This window comes from Paenibacillus andongensis (genome assembly GCF_025369935.1).
GTDB lineage: Bacteria > Bacillota > Bacilli > Paenibacillales > NBRC-103111 > Paenibacillus_E > Paenibacillus_E andongensis.
Genome location: NZ_CP104467.1, coordinates 763582 through 786700, shown reverse-complemented (window position 1 = coordinate 786700; position 23119 = coordinate 763582). Strand labels below are relative to the sequence as shown.

Annotated in this window: 19 protein-coding genes; 4 read left to right on the top strand and 15 right to left on the bottom strand. The window is 47.8% G+C overall.

Going from position 1 to position 23119, the window contains the following annotated elements:
• Positions 1–80 precede the first annotated feature (80 nt).
• Positions 81–2255, top strand: a complete 2175-nt coding sequence (locus NYR53_RS03590; protein WP_261303961.1) for a helix-turn-helix domain-containing protein — start codon at positions 81–83, stop codon at positions 2253–2255.
• Positions 2256–2294: 39 nt separating this feature from the next.
• Here NYR53_RS03590 and NYR53_RS03585 read toward each other — a convergent pair whose 3' ends face one another.
• The gene (locus NYR53_RS03585; protein ID WP_261303960.1) at positions 2295–3680 is read right to left on the bottom strand and encodes an ABC transporter substrate-binding protein; all 1386 of its coding nucleotides are present in this window, start codon (positions 3678–3680) and stop codon (positions 2295–2297) included.
• 82 nt (positions 3681–3762) lie between these two features.
• Positions 3763–4581, bottom strand: a complete 819-nt coding sequence (locus NYR53_RS03580; protein ID WP_261303959.1) for a DUF3048 domain-containing protein — start codon at positions 4579–4581, stop codon at positions 3763–3765.
• Between NYR53_RS03580 and NYR53_RS03575 the strand changes: the two genes are divergently transcribed.
• Positions 4580–4936: a hypothetical protein gene (locus NYR53_RS03575; RefSeq protein WP_261303958.1), complete on the top strand. Its 357-nt coding sequence runs from the start codon at positions 4580–4582 to the stop codon at positions 4934–4936. The two genes, NYR53_RS03580 and NYR53_RS03575, sit on opposite strands and share 2 nt — an antisense overlap.
• Positions 4937–5294: 358 nt before the next feature.
• A complete protein-coding gene (locus NYR53_RS03570; protein ID WP_261303957.1) occupies positions 5295–5708 on the top strand; it encodes a thiol-disulfide oxidoreductase DCC family protein in 414 nt (137 codons plus the stop codon).
• Positions 5709–5861: 153 nt separating this feature from the next.
• On the opposite strand, the gene NYR53_RS03565 is transcribed toward NYR53_RS03570, so the two are convergent.
• Together NYR53_RS03565 and NYR53_RS03560 are read right to left on the bottom strand one after the other, a co-directional pair.
• A complete protein-coding gene (locus tag NYR53_RS03565) occupies positions 5862–6647 on the bottom strand; it encodes a DODA-type extradiol aromatic ring-opening family dioxygenase (RefSeq protein WP_261303956.1) in 786 nt (261 codons plus the stop codon).
• A 220-nt stretch (positions 6648–6867) separates the two neighbouring features.
• Positions 6868–7779 (bottom strand): N-acetylmuramoyl-L-alanine amidase family protein, encoded by a 912-nt coding sequence (locus NYR53_RS03560; RefSeq protein WP_261303955.1) that lies wholly within the window; start codon positions 7777–7779, stop codon positions 6868–6870.
• A 99-nt stretch (positions 7780–7878) separates the two neighbouring features.
• Here NYR53_RS03560 and NYR53_RS03555 point away from each other — a divergent pair, with 99 nt between their 5' ends.
• Positions 7879–8007, top strand: a complete 129-nt coding sequence (locus NYR53_RS03555) for a hypothetical protein (protein WP_261303954.1) — start codon at positions 7879–7881, stop codon at positions 8005–8007.
• Positions 8008–8026: 19 nt separating this feature from the next.
• Here the strand turns inward: NYR53_RS03555 and NYR53_RS03550 are convergent, their stop codons facing one another.
• The 11 genes from NYR53_RS03550 to purM all read right to left on the bottom strand — a co-directional run bounded on the left by NYR53_RS03550 (position 8027) and on the right by purM (position 23063).
• Complete coding sequence (locus NYR53_RS03550; RefSeq protein WP_261303953.1) at positions 8027–10075, bottom strand: methyl-accepting chemotaxis protein; 2049 nt, start codon at positions 10073–10075, stop codon at positions 8027–8029.
• A 566-nt stretch (positions 10076–10641) separates the two neighbouring features.
• Positions 10642–11922 carry a CehA/McbA family metallohydrolase gene (locus NYR53_RS03545; protein ID WP_261303952.1) on the bottom strand — a complete coding sequence of 427 codons (1281 nt, stop codon included), beginning with the start codon at positions 11920–11922 and terminating at the stop codon, positions 10642–10644.
• A 45-nt stretch (positions 11923–11967) separates the two neighbouring features.
• Positions 11968–12852, bottom strand: coding sequence for a carbohydrate ABC transporter permease (locus tag NYR53_RS03540; RefSeq protein WP_261306272.1), 885 nt, complete (start codon positions 12850–12852; stop codon positions 11968–11970).
• Positions 12853–12870: 18 nt separating this feature from the next.
• Entirely contained in the window at positions 12871–13761 is an 891-nt protein-coding gene (locus NYR53_RS03535) for an ABC transporter permease (protein WP_261303951.1), read from the bottom strand.
• Positions 13762–13855: 94 nt separating this feature from the next.
• Entirely contained in the window at positions 13856–15502 is a 1647-nt protein-coding gene (locus NYR53_RS03530; protein ID WP_261303950.1) for an extracellular solute-binding protein, read from the bottom strand.
• Positions 15503–15689: 187 nt separating this feature from the next.
• Positions 15690–16466, bottom strand: coding sequence for a response regulator transcription factor (locus NYR53_RS03525; protein WP_261303949.1), 777 nt, complete (start codon positions 16464–16466; stop codon positions 15690–15692).
• Complete coding sequence (locus tag NYR53_RS03520; RefSeq protein WP_261303948.1) at positions 16463–18193, bottom strand: sensor histidine kinase; 1731 nt, start codon at positions 18191–18193, stop codon at positions 16463–16465. Before NYR53_RS03520 ends, NYR53_RS03525 begins: the two co-directional genes overlap by 4 nt.
• A 171-nt stretch (positions 18194–18364) precedes the next feature.
• The gene (gene purD, locus NYR53_RS03515) at positions 18365–19624 is read right to left on the bottom strand and encodes a phosphoribosylamine--glycine ligase (RefSeq protein ID WP_261303947.1); all 1260 of its coding nucleotides are present in this window, start codon (positions 19622–19624) and stop codon (positions 18365–18367) included.
• Between the two features lie 67 nt (positions 19625–19691).
• Positions 19692–21239, bottom strand: coding sequence for a bifunctional phosphoribosylaminoimidazolecarboxamide formyltransferase/IMP cyclohydrolase (gene purH / locus NYR53_RS03510; protein ID WP_261303946.1), 1548 nt, complete (start codon positions 21237–21239; stop codon positions 19692–19694).
• Positions 21240–21411: 172 nt separating this feature from the next.
• Positions 21412–22023 (bottom strand): phosphoribosylglycinamide formyltransferase, encoded by a 612-nt coding sequence (gene purN, locus NYR53_RS03505; protein ID WP_261303945.1) that lies wholly within the window; start codon positions 22021–22023, stop codon positions 21412–21414.
• The gene (gene purM / locus NYR53_RS03500; RefSeq protein WP_261303944.1) at positions 22023–23063 is read right to left on the bottom strand and encodes a phosphoribosylformylglycinamidine cyclo-ligase; all 1041 of its coding nucleotides are present in this window, start codon (positions 23061–23063) and stop codon (positions 22023–22025) included. The genes purN and purM overlap by 1 nt, the downstream gene beginning before the upstream one ends.
• Between the last annotated feature and the right edge of the window lie 56 nt (positions 23064–23119).

Below are 23119 nucleotides of genomic sequence, written 5' to 3'. Positions count from 1 at the left end.
ATTATCGTTTTTGCTCTACAATAAATGGTATACAGCTCGCCGGAAGCAAATAGCGTAATGATCAGAGGAGCCTGCGACTTATGAGTATTTTTACAATAAAAAGATCCATGTTTCGAAATATACTGGCCAGCTTCATCATCCTGATTCTGATCTTCTCCACCTTTAATCTTCTGATCTTCTGGCTCTTGAAAAGCCACCTCCGCAGCGAGATGATCGAACAGAATCGTCTCACTTTGCAAAAAGTGGCTGAACGTTACCAATTTCAAATGGATAAAGTAAGAGACGCCCTATTTAAACAATTTACGGATAAAGATGTCATTTCTCTGAACAATCAAGTGGGCTTAAAGAAGGATTCCGATACGCTGAATACCCGTCCCATTGTTCTGGATATTCAAAGCGTCGTGAGCGATTCCGAACTTTATTTAGACAATATGATCCTTCTCTTTCGATCCACGAATTTGACCATCAATAAGTTTGGCTCTGGAACAACGAAAGACTTGTTTACTGATCTTTACACCAGCACGCTATACCCGCTCTCTTACTGGCAAACACAGTTTCAACGCAAAGACAATTATGTTCTTCATCCGGCGGCATCGTTTGGGAGCTTACCCGCAGATTCACCAGCGAGAACACTGATTCCGTATTCGATTAAGCCTTCACTTGCTGATGATATGCTGATTGCTATGATTGACGCAGATCGGTTGCGAGACGCCATTCTTAAAGAGCATCCTGCGCTGCATCTAACGATTCTGGGACCAAATGACGATCTCATTTATCAAACGAATGACGATTCCTATGAACTCCCGAAGCAGTTACTGTCAGCCCAATTGGCTGGAGATGAGAAAAAGCAATACCTCGTCGATAACGGGATTTATTATATTGCGTATGAAAATGGCGACGGCCTGCGTTACATCATGAAGGTTACGAGTCAAGACTTCGCTGCCAAGCTCGTTCGCTTGGACAATCTCATGATGATTCTCTTGACCATTTCTATTTTCATCGCTTTAGCTGTCGCTATCTTTTTCAGCAAACGAATTCATAAGCCTGTTCGACAGCTGCTCATCGAAAAAGGTGAGATTCAACAGGCACTGCAGGACCAACAATCCTTGCTAACGAACTATCGTTACATCAATAAGCTGAAGAATATCAATCATGAATCGGTTGAATGGCCTCACATTCAAGGAACCGAGGAAACCTTCACCATCGTACTTTACGAGCTTCGCTTCCGCTCAACCGCTTTCGTAGACATACCAATGAGTCGGGAACACATTTCGCAATCCATTGGTGAGCATCTCAAGCAGCTTACGGATGAGCGTTTTCCTTATTCGCATACCTTTCAGATGGAACATCATCAATTTCTATCTGTCTTCCTGGGCAATGAGAGGGAGCGAATCGCAGCCATGCTGGAAGAGTTGAAGCAGGTTCTGGACCGTGATCGACGCTACTGTTTAGTCACTGCTGCTGTCAGCTCTGTATTCGAACATTCCGTACAGTTCGGACATGCCTACCGACAGGTCAAAGAAATGGCCATGCAGGCCAGGCTGCTGGAAGAAACCCAAATCGTCAGCGAGTATCGCTCGGATCGTTCTAACTACGTCCTGACACTCACGCAAGAGCAGGAACTGACCACAGCCCTCAAGGCAGGGAAGGAACTTGAATCGCTGGATCTCTTCATCCCTTGGTTGGAGGAGCTAGACCACAAGGAAGCGTCCGTGGACATGTTTAAGCATCTGGCTCTTGCTGTAACCGATAAGGCCAAAAAGGTTCTTGAACATTATAAAATCCAGTCTGATATCACCTGGCAGCTTAAGCCGATCATGCTTCAGTTAGAAGAGTGCTGCACACTTGAGGAGTACAAAATAACTTTTCAGGCCTATTTCCGAGCAGTCACCCAAATCATTCGTGATAAAAAAGAGGTCAACGATCCGATCATCGATCATGTACTAAGTGTTATTCAGGATCATTATGCTGAGGATCTTTCACTCGATACGCTGGCTGACCAACTGAATTTAAGCACTTCCTACCTCTCTACGTATATCAAAGAGAAAACCGGAGCCAATTTCATGGAGCATTTGCATGATCGAAGAGTGCGCAACGCGCAGGAATTACTGCACCATACAGACTTGAACATTCAAGAAATTGGCATTCAAGTGGGTTACCGGAATATCTCTTCGTTCAACCGGATGTTTAAAAATCGTACCGGGTCCTCCCCCGGCGAGTATCGAAGAATGAATCTAACGAATCGAACATCGTAAATGCAAAAAAAACGAAAGCCGGTAGCGGCTTTCGTTTTTTCATTTCAAAACCTCATTGTAATTCTCGATTTTGGTGCTGATTTCCAAGGCAGCTGAGTCGAGCGCGTCCTGCGGCGACTTTTGACCGCTTAACGCCTGCTCAATCGCATCCTCTGTAAGCATTCTGGCCTCTGGATATACGCCCAGAATGCCGCCTTGCGTCGCTTTATTCATTTTCGCAGCGTTATGCTGGTCAATTGCCGTTTTAAACTGCGGGAACTGTTTCATATTTTCCTTCACAATCTGCTGATCATACGCTTCCTTCGTAATCGGGAAGTAGCCTGTGTTCACATGAAAGAACGCTTGCTGGTCAGCTTCGGACAAATATTTGATGAATTCCCAAGCAGCCCTCTGCTCTGCCTCATTCTTGCTGTTCATAATCCAATTGCTCCCGCCGCCTACCACAACACCGCCATTATCTACATCGACTGGCTTGGGGAAGAAGCCTGTCCCCACTTCGAACTTGCCGTCAACCGAACCAAGTAGATCCCGCAGCGCTGCCGTGGTGTCGAAGATCATCGCGACTTTTCCCTCGGTAAACATTTTTTTCGATTCATCGTTTTTGCCTGCTGAGTGAAGTGCAACCTTGCTGTCAACAAGCCCCTTCCACCAAGTGAGCGTCTTAACACCTTCCTGGCTATTTATCCGCCAATCGGTAGCCAATCCATCACGCCCGTTGCCATTATTCAGCAGTTCAGCACCTTGATTGGCTACATACTGCTCCATGAACCAACTGTTAATACCGAAGTATACTCCACTTACGCCGTCCTTTGTTAGCTTTTTGGCCGCTTGTGTGAGCTCTTCATATAGAACAGGCGGTTTTTCGGGATCGAGCCCCGCAGCTTTGAACATGTTTTTGTTGTAATACAAAATAGGATTGGATGCGTTAAAAGGCATCGAATACAGCGTATTTCCCACTACATAATGGTTAAGAATAGCCTCGTCCAGCTGGGAAGTGTCATACTTATCTTGATTCATCAAATCTTGGATGGGCGTAATCGCCTTCGAATCGATCATAAATCGGGTCCCGATGTCGTACACCTGAACCATCGTAGGCACCATTTTCGAGCCGATGGATGCTTTCAACTTTGTCAGATTATCATAGTAGGAACCCTGATATACCGCTTCTACGTTGATATCTTTATGAGATGCGTTGAAATTGGTTACGAGCCTGTCCACCACTTTGCCATTATCACCGCTCATGGAGTGCCACCAGACTACTTTCTTAACCTCATGAGCTGCCGATTCCGTTACAGCTCCTGCCTCATTTCCTTTAACGACGACTTGATTTCCCCTTATCGAATAACTGATTCCAAAGATGCCAAATAGCAATATAATAAATACGATGTAAACGGGTATCGAAATTTTACGCTGAAATGTATTCATGTTCTTCCTCCTATGACTAGTAATCATAGGATTCTTATGTTCGGGCGTGATTAGATGAGTGTAAAGGGATTGTAAAATATATTTACTCCATCTTAAGCGCTGTGCCCTCAGGTACGATTTGAACCCAAGTGTTGCCCGGCAGCAGCGGCACTTCTTTGCCACCCTCGGCATAGGCGCGAAGCATGCCATTTTTGCGTTCCCAAGTGATCTGCTGCGACTTGCCCTCTTGCAGGATAAGACCTTTACCGGGTCCGAATACGTCGACTTCACGGCGACCTTCTTTGTCCACAATCTTATGCTTGCTTTCGAGGACGAGCAGATTCGTGGTTTGCAGCTGTTTGCCCGTCTCCCTGTCGAGATGCGGCTTGCCCTCCATGCTGCGCTTGTATACACCTTCAACGGCACTGTATTCATAGGAAACGAAATACCCTTGAATATAAGGAATTTGAATATAATTCACGGCTGCGCCCGTAAGTTTACTTTGACCCTCCTTGGCAAAAGTGAGCAGCGGTCCGTTCCATTCGGAGCGGAATTTGCGCGCCTCGGCGCCCTGCTTCATTTTATCCACAGAGGTATAGAGGTTGTGCGGTGCCTTACGATCGGTCGCGCGCCAGTAGTAGGCGCCATCGCCGTACACTTCATCGAGATGGGCCAGCTTGCGGCCTGCCATCATATCCATCGCTTCCTGGCTCCAGCCGGCATGGACGATAACCGCATCGAGCGCGTCGCCGATCTCCACGAAATAAGGGCGTATGCTGCGCACGGGACCAATGGTCTTCGCTGCTTGGCTCTGGAATACCGAGACGAATCTCGTAATCTCGCCCTCTGCGAGAATCTCATAGACGATGTCCGCTTGATCTAGGCCGGTTTGGGGCCTGGCTTGCGGGGCATTTTCGACCATGACCATGAAGGGCCGGCTCTTCACTTCTTTATCGGTAGGCAAACCCGTTAGCGGGAATTTGTACGGCAGCTCCGTTTCCACGGCTGTGGCAGCAGGTTTGGTGGCTGGCGATGCGGCGGCGGGCGTGGCCTCAGCGGCATTCGGGCTGGCGGATGGCAAGGATGCAGGCGTATCGCTGCAACCGACAATGGCTATGACTGAGCATCCAAGGACGAGCCAGGCGCTAAGGTTTTTGGGGTGGAATAAAGGCAATGTTTTCAACAGGGCTGCACCTCTTCTCTTAATCGTTCTAGTAAATGTATATGCTAGTAATGGGATAGATAGAAGACTTTTTGTGCTGTGGGTCAAAAGGTAGTTGGAGCCGCGTCTGAGATTCGGTATAGTAAGGGTAGATGATTGGCTTGTTTGCGGAGTACTTCTGTATGCGTGATGATGGGCTTGGTTGCTGGAGTACTTCTGTATGCGCGATGGGCGTGTTTTAAACAAGTTAATGCATTTTGTGCATCAAATTCAGCTCAAACAGGCGTTTTCAGTAGATTTGCTGCAAAAACTACAGCTAATTCGTCCAAGACAAGTTGATTTGGCTAAAATGGGCCAATTTTGCTGCACTATTTGCAGCTTCTACCTTATAGACGGTCTGACCACCGGAATTAGATGCACTTTTTGCATCAACTGCTCATCTATTCCCTACTCGCCAAAAAGGAGGCTATTCCATGACCAAGCTCACCGATGACCATGCCATCGTATTGTTCGACGGGGTCTGCAATCTGTGCAGCGGTGCTGTTCAGTTCATCCTGCGGAACGACCCGAAGGGGATTTTCCGCTTCGCTTCCTTACAATCGGATCGCGGCCAAAAGCTGCTCGAGCAGCATAACCTGCCTACCGATATCATCAGCACGATCGTCCTGATCGAAGGCGGCCGCTCTTATACCCGTTCGACCGCTGCGCTGCGCATTGCCCGGCGTTTGCGTGGCGCTTGGCCCCTAGCGTATGCGGCCATCATCATTCCCGCTCCGCTGAGGAATCTGGGCTATACATTCGTGGCGCGCAACCGCTATCGCTGGTTCGGCAAAGCCGAGCACTGCATGCTGCCGAAGCCTGAGTTCAAGGCGCGATTCCTGGATTAGCGATCGGCATGGTTTTACGCTGAGTCTTCGCTCGGTTCCATTCGTTTTCGATTAGTTTTCCGCATGGCTCCCGCTCTGTTCCAGCACGTTCTCATACACTTCTCGCTCGTTCCATTTCTGTTCCAGCACGATTGGTTCAGCCCTATTTCGTCCCTACGACCTCCTCATCCCGCCAAACATCCAACAGCACAAACTCAGCGTGCCCATCTGAAAACTATGATGCAGCATCTTCGCCCTGCGTGTGGTGTCTGCCGCACCTAGTGCAAGCAGCAAGGGCACAAAATGCTCCGGCGTCGGAACCGCCTCACGCGCGTTAGGCGCTCTTTCGTCATATCGTACGAGCGCATCTAAATTCCACGTCTCCAGCTGCTCCGCCAACCACTCATCGAATTCCACCGCCCATACCTGCGGCACAGGGTTATTGCGATCCAGTCTGCGCAAGTTGTGGACCGTCCCTCCACTGCCGAGGATAAGAACATCCTCTTCCCGCAAGGGGCCTAATGCCGCACCGATGCGATAATGCTCTTCCGCCGTCAGACGCGGATTCACAGAGAGCGCAACCACCGGTATCTGCGCATCTGGATACATAATATGCAGCGGTGCCCACGCCCCGTGATCCAAGCCTCGCTCATCATCGAGCTCACAACGAATGCCCTCTTCCTGAAACAACCGCTGTATACGCAAGCTTAGCGTCAAATCCCCTTTAGCTGGGTACTTAATGTCATAAAGCTGTTCTGAAAAGCCTGAGAAATCATAGATCGTTTCCAGATGAATCGCCGAGCTAATCTTCTGCACGGGACTTTCCCAATGTGCGCTGAACAGCACGATGGCTTTGGGCGCAGGAATGCTCTTGGCCAGCTTCTGCAAAAACTCGGTATAAGCATGCTGCTCGATCGCCAAACTCGGTGCTCCATGGGCAATGAAAAAAGATGGCAGCATGGCAGATCCCCCTTCTTCCTAAAATGGTAACTTTTTACCAATATACTATACATTATACGCTTTTGGGCACAAATAAAACCTGGCCGATGGCCAGGTTCTTGTCTAAAGCCTACGTTTGAGCATGGGGAACTCGCTCGTTTAGATTATGGGCAACGGAAATAAAACCGCCCTGATAGCGGCGGCTTCAATACTAACACTGGGGCATAGCCCACTCTCTAGCTCATCGGCTTTTCAAAAACTGCTCAATCCCGTCTGCGATACCTTGGGCTAGCTTCTTCTGATATTCCGCTTCGGACATCAGCTCATCTTCTTCCGGATTGGTCATGAAGCCAAGCTCGACCAGCACAACAGGCACTTTGGACCAATTGAAGCCTGATAAGTCACTGCGTGCTGACAGTCCTCTTCCAGCTGTGTCAGTAGCTGCCTTCAGATGATCTAGAATAAAGCCAGCTGCTTCATGGCTTTCTGCTGCGATGGGCTTCACCGCTGCTGTGGAAGCCGACGGATACAGCACCGAAAACCCTTTGGTTTTCGGTGAACTATCGCCATCCGCATGAATGCGCACAGCCAGCGCTGCTCCTGCTTCGTTCGCCAGATCCGCGCGCTGCTTGTTGCTGATATCGACCTCATGCGACTCGCGGGTCATCGCAACCTCTATGCCGCGGCGGAGCAGCTCGTCCTTGATCAACAGGGATATCTCTAGATTGAGAACATATTCCGGTTTTTTCGTCCGTACGCCGACCGTGCCGGAGCTGACCTTTGGCTTGGTTTCCCGCGTATCCGGGCCTACCGACTCTGGAGCATTATTCCCATAACGCTGATGCCCGGGATCCAGCATGACGAGCTTCCCTTGGTGTGGTTTGGCAGCGGTTTTGGAAGCCGCGGGCTCTGTTCTAGGCTTTGTTGCAGACTCTTGCAACGGTTCCTCAGCAGATGAACTTTCCGCTGCCGGCTGCATAGTCACGCTACTCGTAACCGCAGGCGTTTCCTTGTTTCCGATCGGCGATTCCTGCTGTATAGCCGGTCTATCCAATACTTGCGACGTACAACCAGCCGCGACCAGTACACAGACTATCCTTACGGCAACACGCATGAAAGCCATCCACGGCTTCCAGTTTTTTGCTACCTTCACGGTTCTCCGCCTTTCATGTTGTTGCTTGCCCGATGCATGAAACCAACATCTCCTGCCAAAACTATCCTCCATATAAACAAAATAGAAGGAGGTACTCACATGAATACTTTCTGGAGCTTTATTTCTCACCACTGGTTATCGATTGCTTTAATCGTTGGTGTTCTCGTTGCCTTTTGGTACGAATACAAAAACAAGGACAAGTATATCAGAGGCACCGATGACAACTAAGTGAGATTCTCAAAACTTATTATACCTTAAATACTTTCACGACCTCTTGGAGCTCGTCAGCCATTTTGGACAACGATTGGGAAGCTGCGCTAACTTCTTCCATGGAAGCAAGCTGCTGCTCAGCTGCTGCGGCTATGCTGTGTGTGCTCTCTAGCGATTTACTGGAAATGGCACAAATGTGCTCGACAACCTCAACCATATGTTTCGAGTCGGATTGAATGAAGACAGCCGATTGCGAGACTTCTTTCACATGTCCAAAAACATCCTCCACCGCTTGGAGAATAGCCAGAAATGCCGCCTTCGCGCTTTCGCTCATTAACGTTCCATCATTGACCGCTTGGGTACCTTTATTCATGGATTCTACTGCGCTGTTAATCTCCGATTGGATGTCACCGATTAAGCTCCGAATACGGTCCGCTGCTGTCGCGGATTGTTCAGCCAGCTTGCGAACTTCAGTCGCAACGACGGCGAATCCCTTACCGTGCTCGCCAGCTCGCGCTGCTTCAATCGAGGCATTGAGTGCTAACAAGTTCGTCTGACTGGATAAAGAGGTAATCAACGTGATCATTTCCCCGATTTGCAGCGATTTCCCGCTCAGCTCATCTACAATCATGGACGATTGCTCCATGTTGCGATGAATGAGCTTCATTTGCTCCGTTACCTCGCCTACGGCCCTGTTCCCTTTTTCAGCTGTCTCGGCTGTTTTTTCTGTCGAAACATTTACCTTCTTAACGCCGTCAACAATCGATACAAGCCGCTTGGCAATGTCGGTTACTGTCTTTTTCGACGTATCATTCATGTGACTTTGCTCATCGGCGCTTGAAGCAACTTGCTGGATGGAATCTGCAATCTGCTCCGTCGCTCTCGAAGTTTCCTCTGCGCTTGCCGATAACTGCTCGGACATAGAAGCAACGGTGTGCGTGTGCATCGAAATAGATCCAAGCATCGTACGAAGCCTCTGAATCATTTCATTGAAAGAATGCCCCATCTGCCCTAATTCGTCACTCGTTTTTACTTCCATATGCTGCGTTAAATCACCTTCCGCGATGCGGCTTGCCATCACTTTGGCTTTTCGTATTTGGTTAATCAGATATCGACTGAATAAAATAATCACAAGCACCATGATGACCAGCGCGATCAGGCCGCCTATACCCAAAGAAACGACAAGCTTATTCACCGGCTCTAGCAGCTCTTTCTCTGGCATAACGAGCGCAATGGTCCAGCCGGTTTCCGGTACTTTTTGATAATAAATACGATTAATTCCCTTGTCATCTGTGATGGTGGACTGGCCCCTTGGCTGTGAAAGCAGCGTTGGCGCCAGCGCACTTATCGACGGGTTCGGGTCCTTATCCATGCTGACCTTCATCACCTTGGACTTATCCGGCAAAGCTAGATAGTTCCCTTTGGCATCAACCATGAACGCCCAGCCTGTGCGGCCTACTTTCGTTTCTTCAACAAGCTTTTGCAAGTGAGCAAGGTTAAAATCACCGGTGACTACCGCGAGAAACTGCTTTTTTTGATCATAGATGGGCACGCTTGCCGTCACCATGGTTACTTTCGTTGGTTCATCATAGTAAGGATCGGAATACGCAAATGCTTGCTTCGTGTCCTGAGCCACCTTGTACCAATCCCAGTGCGGATAATCGTAATCAGCTGCGTTATAGTCTTGTGTTAAGTTAATTTTGTCCCCTTCTCGGAACGCGTAAGTCGAAAAATATTTCGTTTTGGCATTGTACTTGAACGGTTCAAAGAAAATTCCAAGGCCAAATGTATCTTCACTTGTGCTCAAATCATTACTTAGTATTTTGTTATAGTTGTCCAAAGTCAGCTGGTTAGGTGCAAACTCGACCGTTCTGGCCAGCACTTCTCCCACTTTGCGATGCGCTACTAGCTTTCCATTAATGCTGCTTGACACACTTTCGAGCTGCTGCTGCATCTTGAGCCCAATCTCGTTATTAATCAACCCTTTGCTCTCAACGTATGCGAACGCGACGATGCCAAACAGAGTAACAACAATAAGAGGAACAAGCAGCAGCATAAATTTACTTTGAATACTTTTTAGCTTCATGACCTTCATCGCCCCCACCTATCTCTAGGATATAGATTATCACTAGAAATTCCACGTTTTTTCGACAAATACCTCTTATTTCCGACATAATTTTTAGTAAATTTTTTGTTAAGATCATTCACTAGTAATCGACCTCATTAGAAGTGGTTTATCGCAAGATAAACCTAGTCTGTGACTAGGTCCTTTAAGTTTTTCGATCACCGGCTGTGAAGCACATGAATAAGCAAGTTTACCTTGCTTATTCGTTCTAATATCGGAGAATTTCGTCAGATAAGACCACAGCACATGCTTATTAGCTGATAAACGAGACTTCTATGGTGTATTAGCCAACAATAAGCAAGCCTAGCTTGCTTATGCAATCATAGCCGGGGTCATTAGGACAAATAAGCTGCTTCAGCTGCCTTATCCGCACAATGAACTGCATAGATTACTCCAAAACCCAAATCATATAAATTCTTATCTATTGAAAAAACAAAAAACACAGCCTTTTACCATGCAAAAGGTTGTGTTTCTGCTTTCAATCTATTTCAAGGTTTTCATCGCGTCGCGGATGCCGATATCCTTTACTAGTCAAAATAAATCGGATTCGTTAAAGCAGCCATAAGGGTCGTGTTGACCTCATCGAAATGCCGCCAAACTTCAGCGCGTACAAACGTTGTTCCCTGTGCGTCAAAATAGATGGCAATGACCCCGTCTGAGGACACTAGTACTTCCTTTTCCAATCTGAGGTTGCTGAACAGTTTGATTTTATCTCCGGCCATCAAATCCTCGGCTTGCAAACACACTTCTCTGCTCCGCTCTCCTGCCGGAACAATATCTCCCACCTTATATGGACCGCAGTTCAGCTCCACAAAAGGCCCGTTTGGCGCATAGGTAATGACCACATGACCCAGCCCAATTGCGCTCAAAATGCCATCCACGGTTTTCTCAGAAGCGTACACCCATGTGCATGGCATCGCATGCTTGACGTATGGATCCGGGCGATGGGTATCGCTGCCGCCAACAGCAACAAGCCATCTGCCAGTGACGAGTTGACTATGCCACCAATTCAGCGCTCTAACATTCCGCTCGGTAAAGGGGCCATTCCATACTTCTACCCAGTCATGATCTACACCCAAATCCCATTCCCACGGGCAATACTCGCAATGCGGATGATTGATCACGATTTTGGCTCCGTTAGCACGGGCTTCGGCAATCTTGGCATTGACGTCTTCCTGATTCTTCACCCGGAAATCACGGATTGGATCGGTAACACCCAAGAAATTGCTGTGTCCGAAATTCGTTGTAAATTCCATCCCCGGTATCATGACAACGCTTGTATGGCGCGGATAGGTCATATTTTGGCTGACTGTATTGTGATCCGTCATGGCGATGAAGTCGCAGCCAAGTTCCTCCATCCTTGCGGCATTCTCTTCCAGCGTAAACGTGCCGTCGCTGTTCACGCTGTGCGTATGCAGATCGCCTTTGAGCCAACGAGGTGTCTTATAAAGGAATTCGATGGTGACGGTAACAGAACACCCTTCGCTTGGCACCTTGTAGGCGTTATGCAGAACCGCCCAGTTTCCCGGCGTTAAATCACCCGACAAATAGCCGGGAGTTGATTGTTCCTGCCCAAGTCGAAATGCTTTGCGCGCTCCTCCGCTCCAGCCTCTCACTCTGCCGGTGTCCCTCAGACCTAAATCGATTACAGCCTTCTGTTCACCGTGTGATTCGATCACGTAAGTGACCACCATTTCCTCCACATGCTCGGGCATTTTAAAAGGAACTTCGATATAGGCGCTTTGCTCCAAATGAGCAATTTCTCGCGTAATTGTAGTAATTGAACGTCTTCTTTCCACCTGTTTCATCTGTCGCTCTCCCTTGATCTGTTCATATCCCGCACTGGTCTTTGCCTATTCTTTTACCGAACCAAGCATGATTCCATGAATAAAATACTTTTGCAGAAACGGATAAACGATCAGAATCGGCACCATCGACACCACGATTTTGGCAGCGTTGAGTGTCTTATCCGATACTTTCATCAGTAACTCAAGCTTCGTTGAATCAAGTTCCAACACGTTCTGGTTGACAACGAGCTGCTGAATATACGTTTGCAGCGGATAATTTTCCGCACTGCGCATAAAGATCATACCGTCGAAGAACGAATTCCAGTGACCGACAATACTGAATAAAGTGACAGTAGCCATTGCTGGCAGCGAAAGCGGCAGATAGACTTTGACCATCATATACCAAGGTCCCGCACCATCCATGTACCCCGCGTCGCTCAGCTCCTTCGGCAAGTTCCGGAAGAAGTTCATTAACAAAATAACATTAAAAACCGGCACTGCGCCTGGCAGCACAAGAGACCATATCGAGTTAAACATCCCTAAAGATTTTACGGTCAAATATAACGGAATAATCCCGCCACTGAACAGCATCGTAAACAGCATGAACCACATATACACGTTCCGGTATGGGAATTCTTTGCTGGTTCTCGACAACGGGTACGCCATCATAACGGTCAATACGAAATTGATTCCCCCGCCCAGCAAAACCCGTTTGACAGAAACTAAGAACGCATTGAAAAAATGCGGTTCTTCCAAAATTTTACGATACGATTCCAAAGAAAAGCCAACAGGCCAAAACTTAACGAACCCCCCAGCCGCTGCCGCGTTGTCGCTAAACGAGACGGAGAACACGTGCACAACAGGCGCGAGCGACATGGCTGAGATGACTAGCATCACTAAGACTAGAGCTGCTTCGGTTATACGAGCCGAAATCGTTTTATTACGTACCACTGGCATTCACCTGCTTCATCAGAAAATTCTGTAGTTCGCATACGTATAGGCAACTCTGTACGAAATAAAGATGAGAATGAAACCGATTACTGATTTCAGCAAACCGACGGCCGTAGCTAAGCCATATTGAGCCTGTACAAGACCTACCCGGTACACATACGTATCGATAATATCACCTGATTCATAGACAAGCGGATTATACAAATTGAATATTTGATCAAATCCTGCATTCAAAATATTACCTATGCTCAAAGTAGCCAGCAAAACAACAGTAGGAACCAAGCTCGGCAGCGTCACATAAACCAATTGTTTCAGTCTATTAGCTCCATCCATTTCGGCCGCTTCATAGAGGGAAGGGTTAATGCCAGCTAATGCAGCTAAATAAATAATGGCAGCAAATCCGAACTCTTTCCAAATATCAGTGCTAACGACGATGCCAGGAAACAAGCTGTTTTTTGCCATAAACATAATCGGCTCGAAACCTAACGCTCTCAGCGCATGGTTGATAATGCCGTCGAGCGACAGCATATCCATCACAACACCCGCCAAGATAACCCAGGATATAAAATGCGGCAGGTACACAACCGTCTGCACCCATCTTTTGAAGATCCTGAATCTTATCTCATTGAGCAGAATGGCAAATGTAAGCGGAATGATGAGGTGCGCGATAATTTTACACACGGCAATAAATACTGTATTAAAGAAAATAACTTTACTGTCTCTCAGTTGAAACATGTACGTAAAATTTTCTAAGCCGATCCAAGGTGAGTCCCATATGCCCAAACCGATTTTGAAATCTTGGAACGCAATCGCGATTCCGAACATCGGCACCAGATGAAAAATAATGAGAAGCACGATACCCGGCAGGAGCATCAAGTGGTAGTGCTTGTAAAACGATTTTATGTTCATGAACGATACACCTCTGTTCAAACTTATCCGTTTTTAATGGTAGAAAGAGAGCGCACCACCATTCGGTTAGGCGATGCGCTCTTCTCATTACACGTTACTTTTTGGATTTGCTGATTTCATCCGTAACTTCTTTCGTGATTTCATCGCCGCCTTGCGCTTTCCAATCGGTAACGAACTTATCAAACGAATCAAGGGGTTTCTCACCCATTACGATACCGAAGAACGTTTCATTCTCTAACTTTTGCAGATTAACCCATTTTCTTTCCATCGTTTTCGTATTCGCCGTAAATTCACTGTACACCTTATTCATACTCTGCTTCAGCAAATCTGCTGGAACGGTGTACCCGAAATATCCTGACCAATCTTTCAGATCTGCTTTCGGATTAGCTTTGTCGCGAGTTGCCTTCGCAAACATTTCTTTCATTTCCGGATTCAGCTCTTCAGGCTTGATCTGTCCGCCCATCGCCTTTTTCAATGTATCGGACTTTCTTTCAACAGCATCCGCATAATCGTAGGTGGAATTTCCAATCGGCCAGTACTCTGCGCTTACTGTGAAGTCTAATTTCAAAGCGTCCGGATCTACTTTACGCTGCGCATTGATAAACGTATTCGCGTAAATCATAGCCGCTTCCGGATTCTTCATCCCTTTCTTCACCACAATAAACTGTGTGCTTACCGGCACCATCATCGTGTTCACAGTCCCTTTGGCATCAGGGATCAAATAAGGCACGAAATCAACCTTCGGATTAAGCTTCATAGCATCAGCAGCCAACCCGCCGGACCACCAAGGTCCGAAGAACATACCCGCTTTGCCGGATACGATGTTCTCGTTTGGATCTTTGCGCAAAGCAAATTCCTTATCAACTGCGCCAGCTGCATACATGTCACGCAGCTTGCCGAGCGCTTGCTTCGTTTCAGGAAGGATCGAAGCGTAAACGACCTTGCCCGAGCTATCCTTGATCCAGTTGGAAGGATAAGCGCCGAACGCTTGGAAAATACCTTTGAAGTCGCCCCGCTGTGCTTTACCGCTTACCGTTAATGCTTTCTCAAAACCAGCGATTCCAATGGTATCCGCTTTGCCGTTCCCGTCTGGGTCTTTCTCTACGAAAGCTTTGGCAATCGCAGCGACATCGTCCATCGATTTTGGCGGCTGGAGTCCCAATTTATCCATCCAGTCCTTGCGTACCCAGGCCATACTTGCCGCATCCGCTTGAACGCTAATATTCGGAATACCCATCAATTTACCTTTATAGGTTGCTTTCTCGATCGCTTTATTGTTCGTTGATGCATACAATTCCTTGGCTAATGGGGACGCATATTTGTCATACACTTTACTTAAATCCTCAATTTGTCCAGCTTCGGCGAGGGAAAGGAAGATTTGCTCGTTTACAAGCATAACATCCGGCAGATCATTGCTCGCGATGGCCAGTTTCATCTTTTGCTCATAGTCCTGTGAAGCTGCATACCATAAAATTTTAAAGTTGATATTTGTTTTTTCTGAGATATATTTCATGTACTGGTTGCTTTCGACGGTATCTCCAGCTGGTAACTTTGCGCCTGGGCTTAAGCTTTTGAAGGTAGTCACTTCAATGGGATTAGGCATCTTAAAAGGGTCCACCTTAACGTTCGGACTAGCTGCTTGCCCGCCGCCATCCTTGCTGGTCCCTGCGTTGTTGCTTGAACATGCCGTCATCAGAACAACCAATGCCATCATAGAAATTAGCGTTATTTTCTTTTTCATATTGCCCCTCCTCATTAATAACCCTGCACTTACATTTTAAAGAAAATGAAAGACATTCGGGTCGGTTAATGTCTTACGTTTCGGAGCAAATCGTCTCTTAATTCAGCATTCCGGGAACGTTTAGGAGACAAAAGTGCACTTCTTTGGAGACGATTTGTGTTACTGTCGTTTTGAGATAAGCCCGAATTTAATTCTGGCTCCTGCGAAATTCACCGGGCAGCATCCCCGTCAACTCACGGAATACCTTGCCAAAATATTTTTCATTCGGATAACCAGCCTGTATGGCGATCCAACCAATCGTTTTCCCGGTCTGACTAAGCAGCACTTTCGCGTGATTTACTCGCACTTCCCGAATAAAATCGTTAAACGTTTTCCCCACAATATCCCGAAAACAGCGGCTGAAATAGCTGCGGCTCATATTCACCCTTTTCGCGATGTCCGGCAGATGAAGCTCATTTTGAAACTCTTGATGAATAATGTCTACTGCCTTCCAAATACTTGCTTTCACTTCAGGAGAATACGGCCCCTCATCCTCTTCGGCAAACAGATGGTTCGCCACTTTCATTTCCCTTGTTCGTACATGCTGCTCCTGCATTTTACCTACAATTCTTCTTAGTATTTCGTCCATCTGTTCATGTTCAAGTTCGACCTTGGTCATATAATCCAGCGCTCCAAGGCGAAGCGCCTCCTGAATCAGTTCAAAATCTTGATGAAACGTCAATACGACCATGCTAATATCCCGATAACGTTCTTTCACACACCTCATCAAATCAATACCTGACATGACAGGCATCGCTAAATCGGTAATGAGCAAGTCCACCTGATTATTCTCCAGAAACTCCAACGCTTTTTTGCCGTTACCGGCTTCTCCAACGACCTCTAGGTTATGCTCACGCCAAGGCATCATTGCGATGAAGCCTTTACGCACCAAGTGATCATCGTCCACAACCATAACTTTTATCATCCGAGTACTCCTCCTATTGGAAGACGAAGTATGATCGTCGTCCCAGAGCCGATTGTGCTTTTAATATGAAAACTCGCGGCTGCTCCGAATTGGAACTTCACCATACGGTTTACATATTGCAGCCCGATTCCCATACCTACCTTCTTCTTCTCTAACGTGTTCTCGCTCATTAATTGACTAATTTCTTCCTCTGTCATCCCGTCTCCATTGTCTCTAACTTCAATAATGACATGCGACTCGCCGTCTTCGATGACACTGACTTCGATCACGCCTCTATCTTCCAACCCGTGATACAACGCATTTTCAACAAGCGGCTGTAAAATAAACCTTGGAACCGGCAGCTCAAGCGCCTTGGAATCAGCGTGGATATTCACATCAAAGTGGAAGTTATAACGGATGCCCTGCAGCTCAACATAATTTTTCAAAGCTTCAATCTCATCTTTAATTCGAGCAGGGCCGCCTTTACCGAGATTATAATAGAGCACCTTGTTTAGCGTTGAAACCAAACGGTCAATATCTTTCTGCCCATTGGCACGAGCCAGCCAGCGTATGGTATCGAGCGTATTGTGAATGAAATGAGGATTAATTTGCGTCATTAATTTCTCGACTTCAAGAAATGCTTTGCCTTGTTCCTTCTGCTCCACCTCGCCGATTAATTCGAAGATGCGCCTTCTCATTTCGGCAAACTCTTTATAAATAACGGCAAACTCCAAAATCTGAGATTGTCTTCTCGGGAAAACCTCGTTATTGCTTTTTACATTGCGAATATCCGTACTCAGCAGTTTGAGCGGACGATATACCGTTCGCCAAATCAGCCAGGCAATGAAGCAACTTGCTATAAGCGTTAGGATGGCAAAGAAGGCGAACTGCTTGATCCACCTATTTACTTCGAGATTGTAGACCGATTTGGGGACAGCGGCCAATACCTTCCAAGATTGGTTGCTGGTCTCCTCAAACATCATATATTTGCTGTCTTTATTCGATGGGTTATTGGCACTATGCAGCATGCCGACAGGAAAATCAGTCGAATTCTCGCTATAAACAATTTGCCCATGATTATCGACGATAAGATGTACCAAGTTGCCGCCGAATTGATCGTTGTCTTTGAGTATGCTTTCCGCCAATTTAAAGTTAGTTTCAATATAGACATACACATCGTCACGATCCGGCAGCTCGACTTTGCGCAGGATGGACAGCACTTCATTGCCGTCAATCGGGTTTAAAGAAAGATGAGGTCCCATATAAGTAAGTTTATCGAATTTGATAAGTACAGGCAGCTGCTTAAGGTCATAATCGTCACGAACGTTAAAATTCTCAAATAATCGCTGGTTGTCTTTCTCAAAATAATAAAACATTAATCCAAGGGTCGGGTTCGTAAAATGAATCAGGCCTAACTCGCTTCTAATATCATCGTTCAATCGTTTCTTTTCAAATAAATCAGCTGATAAATAATTCTCTAGGCTTTTGCCAACCCTTCCATCAAAAGCGAGCTGCTGAGAAGTGTGATTTAGCTGACCGAGCGTATCTTCAAGCAATAGCCTTACCTGATGCAAATTGCTTTGGACCCCGCCTTCTGCTTTATTTTGTAAAATCGCATACATGGAGAAATAGGAAATGCTCCCAATAAGAATTAAGGGTGCGAGTGAGCTGATAAACAGGATCAGGATTAGACGATATTTCAACGAATGCGGCTTCGGATGCAGCCCCGCAATTTTAAGTATGGTCATGATTCAACCTCGCTTCTACTTACCCAATATTGCCTAGTATACCTAACATATAAAACGCTTACAACGGTCAATTAATTGCATCTTTTTTACAAATAGACGGAGAAAAATGAAAAAAGCACAACCCTTTGATGATCAAAAGGCTGTGCTTTATAGGCTTAAGAGCAATTCAAGCTATTTCAAAGCTTTCATCGCAATATCCGTACGGTAATGCTTCCCGTCAAAATGGATCCGGTCCGCATCCGCGTAAGCTTTCTGACGAGCTTCAATGATATCCTTGCCAAGGCCTGTGATTCCCAGAACGCGTCCGCCATTGGTGACAATTTGGCCATCTTCGATGGCAGTCCCCGCGTGGAACACCAGCGAGTCTTGTACTTGATCCAGCCCAGTGATCGGCAGCCCTTTCGGGTACGGACCCGGGTAACCAGGTGAAGCAACAATCACACAAACTGCCGCGTCCTCGCTCCACTCGATCGACTGCTCCGCCAACGTTCCGTTGTTGATCGCAAGGAAAATATCAAGAAGATCGGTTTTGAGGCGAGGCAAAATTACCTGCGTCTCTGGATCACCGAAACGTGCGTTAAACTCAATGGTTTTCACGCCATTCGGGGTCAAAATCAAACCGGCATAAAGCACGCCCTTGAAGGGACGGCCCTCTTTTACCATCGCATCCGCTGTAGGTTGAACGATGTTCACAAGCGCTTCCTGTACGATCGACTCAGGGATATGCGGCAGTGGGGAGTATGTGCCCATTCCGCCCGTGTTAGGCCCTTTATCGTTATCAAAAACTGGCTTATGATCCTGCGATGGCACCATGAGGCGAACCGTGGACCCATCAACAAAGGCTAGCAGCGACATCTCTTGTCCTGTTAGGAACTCCTCAATGACCACGCTCGCGCCGGACTTACCAAACACTTGATCCACCATAATGTCTTTAAGTGCGGCTTCTGCTTCTTCCATCGTCTGGGCAACGGTCACGCCTTTACCAGCAGCTAAGCCGTCCGCCTTGATAACGATTGGTGCTGTTTGGCTGCGCAAGTATGCAAGAGCTGGCTCATAAGCGTCGAAAGACTCATAAGCTGCTGTAGGGATGCTGTACTTTTTGAGCAGTTCCTTCATGAATACTTTGCTGCCCTCAATAATCGCTGCGTTCGCGCGAGGTCCGAAAGCTTCGATCCCTTTGGATTCCAAATGGTCAACCAAACCTGCTGCTAATGGATCATCAGGTGCTACCATCACGAGGTCAATCGCCTGCTCCTTCGCAAATGTACTAATCTCTTCGAATTGCAGTTCCGTAATCGGAACACATTCCGCTAGGCCGGCAATCCCGCCGTTCCCCGGTGCGCAGAACAGTTTGCTGATCTTCGGGCTTTTGCTAAGTGCCCATACAATCGCGTGTTCGCGCCCGCCTCGTCCAATAACTAATACACGCATCTTTGGTAACCCCTCTCATGGGGAATGCCCACGGACCGGTTAATGATCGTGAGCATTCTCAATTGTTTTAGTGTTTAAAGTGACGAACGCCTGTCATGACCATGGCAATGCCATTTTCGTTCGCTACGCGGATGGATTCTTCGTCTTTGATGGAGCCGCCCGGTTGAATCACCGCTGTGATTCCCGCTTTTGCTGCCATTTCAAGTGTGTCGCCCATTGGGAAGAACGCATCGGAAGAAAGGACGGAGCCTTTCGCCTTGTCGCCAGCTTGCTCAATAGCGATTTTGGCTGCGCCAACGCGGTTCATTTGACCAGCGCCCACGCCAACCGTCATGTCGTCTGCAACGAGTACGATTGCGTTAGATTTAACGTGCTTAACTACTTTCCATGCGAAAAGTAATTGTTTCATCTCTTCAGCCGTCGGTTGACGCTCAGAAACGACCTTCAGATCTGCTTCGGTTAGCTGGTAAGCATCGCTAGCTTGTACGAGCATGCCGCCTTCAACCGTTGTAATCACTGGCTCCGCTTTGCGGCCAGCTATTGTATCTAAGCCGCTTACTTTGAGTAGGCGAATGTTTTTCTTTTTGGAAAGGATATCGAGCGCTTCCGGTGTAAAATCAGGCGCAATGACGATTTCCAGGAAAATCTCATGCAGCAGTTGAGCTGTTGCTTCGTCAATTGCACGGTTCGCAGCCACGATACCACCGAAGATGGAAGTCGGATCTGCATTGTACGCTTTCGTGTAAGCTTCAAGTACGTTTGTACCGATACCTACGCCGCAAGGATTCATATGCTTAACTGCCACGACAGCAGGCTCGCTGAACTCTTTGACAATTTGCAGAGCTGTATTCGCATCATTAATATTGTTGTAGGATAATTCTTTACCATGTAATTGCTCAGCCGTTGTAATGTTGCCAGCAGCCGCATTCGGCTTACGATAGAAAGCCGCGCTTTGATGCGGGTTCTCTCCGTAACGAAGCTCCTGCATTTTCTCATAAGTCACTGTGTAGCGCTCTGGGTAAGGCTCGCCTTGCAGGCCTGTCAAGTAGTCACCAATCAACGCATCGTATGCTCCTGTGTGACGGAACACTTTGGCAGCTAGACGTTTGCGCGTTTCCAGCGTAGTGTCGCCAGTCTCTTGCACTTCTTCCAGCACCTTCGCATAGTCGGTTGTATCCACGATAACGGAAACGAACGCATGGTTCTTAGCTGCGGAACGAAGCATCGTCGGCCCACCGATATCGATGTTCTCAATCGCATCCTCATAAGTCACATCAGGCTTCGCAATCGTTTCAGCAAAAGGATACAAATTCACGACAACCAGATCAATATACTCCAAACCGAGCTTCTTCATGCTCTCTTGGTGCTCCACATTGTCACGAACCGCCAGTAGTCCGCCGTGAACATTCGGATGCAGCGTTTTGACGCGGCCATCCATGATCTCCGGAAACCCTGTAACCTCGGAAATACCGATAACCGGCACCCCTTTATCCTTCAACAAACTAAGCGTACCGCCCGTAGAAATAATCTCAACGCCCAGCTTCGACAGCTCGCTCGCGAATTCAACAATTCCCGTCTTATCGAAAACGCTGATAAGTGCTCTTTTGATTGCCACTCTGCTTCCTCCCAGAAATAATATTTGTAACTTCTCCCGCTCATCCCAACTTAGCTATGAAAAACATCCTTACACACTCTCCGGCGGCGACCCGCGCCGCAGAAAAATCTAATTTGTTTAAATCCCGTGCGCACACTGAAGAGTTTTGCGTAGGGAGCCGAACATCCAACCCCTACAGCCGCACGCCAACTCTGCGGCCATCTAGGCTCACGCGATCCTCGCGCAGCCAGCGAATTACCTGCGGCAGCAGCACGTGCTCAGCCGCATGGATGCGCTCGGCCAGTGAGTCCGCTGTCTCGTGCTCGTGAATCTCCACGGCGCGCTGCGCGATGATCGGCCCGGAGTCGAGTCCGCCGTCCACGAAGTGAACGGTCACGCCGGTTTGCTTCACGCCGTACTCGACGGCCTGCTCGATCGCACGCACGCCGGGAAACGACGGCAGCAACGATGGATGAATATTGATCATGCGCCCAAAATACGGCTCAACGAGCACATTCGTAATGATCCGCATGTAACCGGCCATCACGATCAGATCGACCTGACGATTTTGCAGCTCCTTCAAAATAAGAGCCTCATAGGCCTCGCGATTATCATAATCCCGTGGGCGGAACGTGAAAACAGGCACCTTTGCCTCCATAGCACGCTCCACCACATACGCCCCAGGGCGGTCACAGACAAGAAGCTCGATGCTGACATCAAGCTTCCCCTTCTGTACCTGATCTACGATGGCCTGAAAATTCGAGCCGCTGCCCGAAGCAAAAATCGCAATTCGGTAAGGCTGCATTAAACCTCAGCTCCTTGGAACGTCACGACACGCTCGCCTTCAGTAACAACGCCTAAGCGGTAAGCTTTCTCACCTTGTGCTTCTGCTGCGGCAATAGCTTTCTCCGCATCATCCGCGTCAACGATAACAACCATCCCGATGCCCATGTTGAACGTGCGGAACATATCGTTGTTCGAAATGCCGCCCTCACGCTGCATCAACGAGAAGATCGGCAGAATCGGCCACGATCCATATTGAATCTCGACGTTCACGCCATCAGGCAGAACGCGCGGAATATTTTCGATGAAGCCGCCGCCTGTAATATGTGCCATCCCTTTGATTGCAACGTCTTCAAGCATCGCCAGAACCGGCTTCACATAAAGCTTCGTCGGCTCCAAAAGTACGTTACCAAGCTTATCGCCCAGCTCATCCACATGACCTTGAAGCGTATAACCGCCATCTTCCAGCAAAAGCTTGCGCACAAGAGAGAACCCGTTACTGTGCACACCGCTCGATGCCAGGCCTAGAACCACGTCTCCAGGACGAATAGTTGTACCATCGATGATCTTTTTCTTGTCGACGATTCCAACCGTAAAGCCGGCAATGTCATACTCCCCTGACGCATACATGCCCGGCATTTCCGCCGTTTCGCCACCGATCAGTGAGCAGCCAGACTGCGCACAACCGTCAGCGATCCCTTTAACAATAGCTTCAATTTTCTCTGGAACTACTTTGTCACAAGCGAGATAGTCGAGGAAAAAAAGCGGCTCCGCTCCTTGAACGATTATATCATTCACGCACATCGCGACAGCATCAATCCCAATCGTATCATGCTTATCCATTGCAAAAGCGATCTTCAGCTTCGTGCCCACGCCGTCCGTCCCAGACACAAGCACAGGCTCCTCGTACTTGTCTTTGTTCAAGCTGAACAGCCCGCCGAAGCCGCCGAGGTCAGTTAACACTTCAGGACGGAATGTCCGTTTGACGTGCTTTTTCATCCGTTCTACTGCTTCGTTTCCCGCCGCGATATCCACTCCAGCCTTTTTGTAAGCATCCGACACGTAGCAATCACTCCTTAGTTTGTCTATGTATCGGGAGGTCCTAAGACCATCCCGTT

Coding starts and splice junctions, on each gene's coding strand:
- NYR53_RS03580 (WP_261303959.1), bottom strand. CDS start 4,581: ATGGTCGAAAATGCCCCGCAAGCCAGGCCCCAAACCGGCCTAGATCAA.
- NYR53_RS03550 (WP_261303953.1), bottom strand. CDS start 10,075: ATGAAGCTAAAAAGTATTCAAAGTAAATTTATGCTGCTGCTTGTTCCT.
- NYR53_RS03530 (WP_261303950.1), bottom strand. CDS start 15,502: ATGAAAAAGAAAATAACGCTAATTTCTATGATGGCATTGGTTGTTCTG.
- NYR53_RS03565 (WP_261303956.1), bottom strand. CDS start 6,647: ATGCTGCCATCTTTTTTCATTGCCCATGGAGCACCGAGTTTGGCGATC.
- NYR53_RS03585 (WP_261303960.1), bottom strand. CDS start 3,680: ATGAATACATTTCAGCGTAAAATTTCGATACCCGTTTACATCGTATTT.
- NYR53_RS03525 (WP_261303949.1), bottom strand. CDS start 16,466: ATGATAAAAGTTATGGTTGTGGACGATGATCACTTGGTGCGTAAAGGC.
- purD (WP_261303947.1), bottom strand. CDS start 19,624: ATGCGTGTATTAGTTATTGGACGAGGCGGGCGCGAACACGCGATTGTA.
- NYR53_RS03575 (WP_261303958.1), top strand. CDS start 4,580: ATGACCATGAAGGGCCGGCTCTTCACTTCTTTATCGGTAGGCAAACCC.
- NYR53_RS03570 (WP_261303957.1), top strand. CDS start 5,295: ATGACCAAGCTCACCGATGACCATGCCATCGTATTGTTCGACGGGGTC.
- NYR53_RS03520 (WP_261303948.1), bottom strand. CDS start 18,193: ATGACCATACTTAAAATTGCGGGGCTGCATCCGAAGCCGCATTCGTTG.
- purN (WP_261303945.1), bottom strand. CDS start 22,023: ATGCAGCCTTACCGAATTGCGATTTTTGCTTCGGGCAGCGGCTCGAAT.
- NYR53_RS03535 (WP_261303951.1), bottom strand. CDS start 13,761: ATGAACATAAAATCGTTTTACAAGCACTACCACTTGATGCTCCTGCCG.
- NYR53_RS03590 (WP_261303961.1), top strand. CDS start 81: ATGAGTATTTTTACAATAAAAAGATCCATGTTTCGAAATATACTGGCC.
- NYR53_RS03545 (WP_261303952.1), bottom strand. CDS start 11,922: ATGAAACAGGTGGAAAGAAGACGTTCAATTACTACAATTACGCGAGAA.
- NYR53_RS03555 (WP_261303954.1), top strand. CDS start 7,879: ATGAATACTTTCTGGAGCTTTATTTCTCACCACTGGTTATCGATTGCT.